Genomic DNA, 5666 nt, shown 5'->3' with positions numbered 1-5666 from the left:
ATTAAACAGTTGGCAACTAACATCTATCCAAACAATGCTACTAATCAAAAAGTAATTTGGAATAGCTCTGATGAATCAGTTGCTACAATAGATGAAAATGGAGTATTAAAAACTTTATCAGAGGGGACAGTAACAATTACTGCATCGGCTGATGAGATTAGTACTTCGAAAACCATATCAATATCCGATCGCCCCAATCTATATTTATATAAATCTGGTTCTTCCAGTATTAATGATGTAATAAAGAGCTTATCTATAACGATTAATAATTATGAGCTCGAAGAAAATGTATTTATTGAAAAAGTACAAATATATGAAAAGGGATCTTCCTTCGCATCATATTCTGCGAAAACACTTGAAAACTCAGGTCTTAGTACTACTATCACGCCCTACTCCAACTGGGGCATGAGTATAAGTTTCAAAACGGGTATTTGGGCAAATCAAAGTAAGATAATAGTAACGATTAGAACCGAAAAAGATAAATCATACCAATATTCTTTAGATATATAATAATCCCCCCTTTCAGAATGCTATGAAAGATATTAAGAGTAATAAAAAAGAAGTAGAATGCACATACCCTGTAATAAAAAAATAGTATTTCAAGCAGCGGTCTTTTCTCGGTATTCAATCGAGGAAAGGCCGTTGAATTTTTCTTAGAAGCTATTGATATTGTAGAAGTCTATATGAATATCTCGAATTTGAAGACAGGAGAGGTTTTCCTTCTAACTTCAAACGAACGACTTCTCGTTGCACGGTTCTTACCATCTAATGGGATTTTCAAAACCAGTACAAAAAAGTGCTGCCACACGAATGTGGCAGCACTTTTTTCTTTTATTAGGTACCACAAAAAGTCTGGTAAGGTCCGCACTCTTCAGGCACTGTAGCATATTCGGCCTGCTCGTCGGTATGCGCATAAGGATGTGAGAGTACTTCAATAAGTCGTTCCATCACACTGTAGTCACCTTTTTCAACTGCGGCTTTCAGGGCTTCTTCCACCCGATGATTGCGTGGGATTACCGCAGGATTACTGTCTTGCATCAGCTTCTTCGAAGAGTCTTTTGATTCCTGCTGCCGGTCGAGTCTTGCCTGCCAAAGCTTATGCCACTGTTCAAACTCTGAAGTCTCAAAAAGAACCGAATCCTCTTTGGTTTCGAAAGTTAAAGCACGGAATGTATTCGTGTAATCTGCATGATGCTTCTTCATCAGCTCGAGAAGTTCTTTTATAAGAGCTTCATCCTCTGCCTCTTCGTTAAAGAGTCCTAATTTTGCTCTCATCCCCTTGATCCAATGAGAATTATAGATTTTATGGAATTCCGAAATTTCTGCTTGCGCCAGTTCAATCGCCTTTTCTGGTTTATCATCGAACAAAGGCAATAGGCTTTCCGCCAATCGTGCCAAATTCCACGCAGCAATATACGGCTGATTGCCATAGGCATAACGACCATGGACATCTATGGAACTGAATACCGTTTCCAAGTCATAGGTATCCATGAAAGCGCAAGGACCGTAATCTATGCTTTCTCCACTGATTGTCATGTTATCCGTGTTCATTACACCATGAATAAAGCCGACTAGCTGCCATTTTGAAATAAGTTCAGCCTGTCGGCTAATCACTTGCTTGAGCAATGAAAGTGATTGATTCTCATCATCCTCATTATATGGAAAGTGACGCCTAATTGTATACTCAACCAGTGCTTGTAGTTCCTCGGCTGTTCCCCACTTTGCTACATATTGAAAGGTTCCCACACGAAGATGGCTGGCAGCCACACGAGTTAACACCGCACCTGGCAGTACATTTTCGCGATATACAGGCTCGCCAGTTTTCACGACGGCAAGGCTGCGGGAAGTGGGAATACCAAGGCCATGCATAGCTTCGCTGATAATATATTCACGCAACATCGGACCCAAAGCTGCCCGACCATCACCTCCACGAGAGTATGGCGTTCTGCCTGGCCCTTTTAATTGAATATCCACCCTCTTTCCCTCTGGTGTAAGCTGTTCTCCTAATAGGACGGCCCGACCATCCCCTAACATGGTAAAGTTACCGAATTGATGACCCGCGTATGCTTGAGAAAGAGGCATAGCACCTTCAGGAATCTCGTTTCCAGCAAGCACCGCCACACCATTTTCGCTTTCTAAAAATGCAGCGTTCAAACCTAAGGATGCCGCTAACGGTTCATTGAGAACAATCAATTCTGGTGCACGTACCGGAGTTGGGTTGGTACTGGTGAAAAGAGATGCTGGAAGACCCGCATAGCTATTTTCTAAGTTCCATCCTGTTTCCATAATCTTTGTCATAGGATCCCCTTTCTTCATATTGGTTTTTATAATAGTTTTCCCTCTTCTTTGCAATAAAAACATAAGCATGTATGTAATTCCAATTGTCTGCAAGTACGTTTATAATGTCTGCTTATCCCTATATATTATACCGTTTCCACTTAAGGTTGACTCTTATTAAAAACATTAAATGCATTAGTCTCTTTAACGCAATCAACTAAAGACACATTTAATCTACTATTACATAGGATGGCATTATTGAAATTACTTAGGGGGAGCTCTATTGATTATTTATGTAGTAAAAGGCGGCGATACGCTTTGGAAGATTGCGAACCGTTATGGTGTAACAATGGATTCGATTTCTCAATTAAATGCATTAACTGCCCCAAGCCAATTAACCATTGGTCAGTCAATTATTATTCCTCACTCGGGGACATCTCATATCGTGGAATCCGGGGAAACACTAGGAACCATTGCAAAGCAATACGGAATTTCTATCAAGACTCTTATGGAAGCCAATCAACTTACCGACCCAAATGTACTATATCAAGGCAGTGTTCTATACATTCCTGCCGTTAAACATCTTGTACAGCCTGGGGAGACATTGTGGGATATTTCTATCTGGTATGGAACTACCGTTCAAGCCATTATGAGTGCCAATCAAGTTGATAGTCCAAACAATATTTATTCTGGGATGACCCTGATTATTCCAAGATCAAAACGCGCTATTGAAGTGAATGCTTATACCTATCAATCAAGTGAAGCGGCAATCCAATCCCTACAAGATATCGGTCAGCTGCTTACCTATTTCAGTCCTTTTGCTTATAAAATCAAGGAAGATGGCACATTAGAAGGATTGAGTGATGAAAAAATGGTTGATACAGCACTTTCAGAAAATATTACCCCAATGATGTCCATTACCAATTTCACTTCAACAGAAGCTGGATCTAATTTAGCCCATGTCATATTAGCTAGTCCTTCTTTACGAGAAAAAGTCATTAAGAATGTCCTCGAAGTGATGGATGATAAAGGCTATACAGCATTAAACATCGACTTTGAAAACGTACTGCCCGAAGACCGGGAGAATTACAACAAATTTCTCCAATTGGCTGTTGACCGCCTTCATTCTAGAGGTTATTTGGTTTCCACTGCTCTTGCGCCGAAATCGAGCACAGATCAATCCGGCGTCTTATATGAAGCACATGATTATGAGGCACACGGGCGGATAGCTGATTTTGTCGTGCTCATGACATATGAATGGGGATATCGAATGGGGCCACCACAAGCCATCTCCCCTCTCGACCAAGTGAGGAAAGTGGTTGAATATGCCCTGTCCGTTATACCAGCTGAAAAAATCTACCTCGGATTTCAAATTTATGCTCGAGATTGGCTTCTTCCACACGCTCAAGGCCAAGAAGCTGAGACATTCAGCCCCCAAGAAGCCATAAAAAGAGCGATAAAATATGGAGCTCCCATTCAATATGATCCCACAGCTCAATCCCCTTTTTACCGATATACGGATGAAAAAGGAAAAGTACATGAAGTATGGTTTGAAGATGCAAGGAGCGCCCAAGCCAAGTTTGAACTAGCTAAGGATTATAAGCTCCGCGGGATTAGTTACTGGGCACTCGGTTTTCCATACCCCCAAAACTGGGCATTATTAAATGATCATTTTACGATAAAGAAATTGTCGACGTATATGTAAATTACTGTAAATTTTTAGAGAAATACCGGTGACATCGAACGATGAACCGGTGTCTTTTTATTTTAAAAGTTAGAGTTATAAGAGGACCTTCTTAGAAGACACATTAAAATTTGTCAAAATAAAAAAGCTGCCCGTCAATCAGTTTTCACTGATTGTACGGACAGCTCTTGCTGTTTTATTAATATGGATCTGCTTCGTGACTTTTCTTCACCGCATCTTTTGTGGCTTTATTCGCGGCTATTGATCCTTGACCATATCTTGATTTACCTGATTCACGACCAGGAATTTTGTCTTCGTTCTTCAAAGATTGAATTTCTTTCATTTTCATTTCGATACCTTCCTTCACACGACGGCCATATTCTTCATCGGCTTGTGTAAAGTGCTCAACCATTGCATCTTGAATTCGTTTATCACATATTGCAAGTGCGTTGGATAAGTTTTTGATTAATTCATCACGTTCCCAGTCCTCAAAACTGCGGTACGTTTCGCCCGCTTGACCATAGTTGTTAGGACGGTCAATTGGCGCACTCATTGCCTCCGCATTATAGGTTGGACGGTGCTGTGGACGCTCTTCTTTGTTTGCTTCCGTAAAGCCACCAATCATCGATGGCTCATAGTTAATGGATGGATTAGCCCCATTCTCTTTCGGGTCACGGGTATCCATTTGTCCTCGATGCTGGTTCGTACGCACAGGTGCTTTCGGTGCATTCACAGGCAATTTCAGATAGTTCGAACCTACGCGATATCGCTGCGTATCCGAGTATGAGAAAGTACGTCCTTGGAGCATTTTATCGTCGGAGAAGTCCATTCCGTCGACAAGAACCCCAGTTCCGAATGCCGCCTGCTCGATTTCCGCATGGTAGTCCACCGGATTACGGTCAAGAACCATACGACCAACCGGCAGCCACGGAAACTTATCTTCAGGCCAAAGTTTTGTATCATCCAGTGGATCGAAATCAAGTTCCTCATGGTAATCGTCCTCCATGATTTGCACATAAAGTTCCCATTCTGGATATTCTCCGCGCTCGATTGACTCATATAAATCTTGTGTTGCGTGTGCGACGGTTTTTCCTTGAATAGAATCCGCTTCTTCTTGTGTTAAATTACGGATGCCTTGTTTAGGTTCCCAGTGGTACTTCACAAGCACAGCTTCACCTTTGTCATTTACCCATTTATACGTATTTACGCCAGAACCCTGCATATGGCGGTATGTAGCTGGAATACCCCATGGAGAGAATAGGAACGTAATCATATGAGTAGCTTCAGGGGAACGGGAAACGAAATCGAACATTTGCTCAGGATTTGGTACGTTCGATGCTGGATCCACTTTAAATGCATGAATCATATCGGGAAACTTCATCGCATCACGGATAAAGAAGATTTTAAGGTTGTTTCCAACCAGATCCCAGTTACCATCTTCCGTATACATTTTCACTGCAAAGCCGCGTGGATCTCGCGCTGTTTCCGGTGAGTCCTTCGAACCTGCTACTGTTGAGAAACGAACCATGAGCGGCGTTTTCTTGCCAGCTCCAGAAAATACTTTCGCACGGGTATATTTCTCAACTGGTTCATCGCCAACTTTTCCATATGTCTCAAAATACCCAAACGCTCCAGCACCACGTGCGTGAACGACACGCTCCGGTACCTCTTCGCGGTCGAAATGAGAGATCTTTTCTATGAAATG

General features: G+C 41.8%; 4 protein-coding genes. 2 read left to right on the top strand and 2 right to left on the bottom strand.

Translation table 11 applies throughout. From position 1 onward, the window contains the following. On the top strand, positions 1–510 hold a 510-nt coding region (locus AC52RT_RS18125), incomplete at its 5' end, for an Ig-like domain-containing protein (RefSeq protein ID WP_495542042.1). Between the two features lie 324 nt (positions 511–834). Here AC52RT_RS18125 and AC52RT_RS18120 read toward each other — a convergent pair. After that, positions 835–2298, bottom strand: a complete 1464-nt coding sequence (locus tag AC52RT_RS18120) for a protein adenylyltransferase SelO (RefSeq protein ID WP_495542043.1) — start codon at positions 2296–2298, stop codon at positions 835–837. Between the two features lie 262 nt (positions 2299–2560). On the opposite strand from AC52RT_RS18120, the gene AC52RT_RS18115 reads away from it, so the two are divergent. Beyond that, positions 2561–3982, top strand: coding sequence for a glycoside hydrolase family 18 protein (locus AC52RT_RS18115; protein ID WP_495542041.1), 1422 nt, complete (start codon positions 2561–2563; stop codon positions 3980–3982). A 178-nt stretch (positions 3983–4160) separates the two neighbouring features. Here the strand turns inward: AC52RT_RS18115 and AC52RT_RS18110 are convergent. Beyond that, on the bottom strand, positions 4161–5666 hold a 1506-nt coding region (locus tag AC52RT_RS18110; protein ID WP_495542040.1), incomplete at its 5' end, for a catalase.

The organism is Peribacillus sp. (assembly GCF_059453735.1).
The sequence above is the reverse complement of the archived record's forward strand: the minus strand, read 5'-3'. Positions and strand labels throughout refer to the sequence as shown.

Coding starts and splice junctions, on each gene's coding strand:
- AC52RT_RS18120 (WP_495542043.1), bottom strand. CDS start 2,298: ATGACAAAGATTATGGAAACAGGATGGAACTTAGAAAATAGCTATGCG.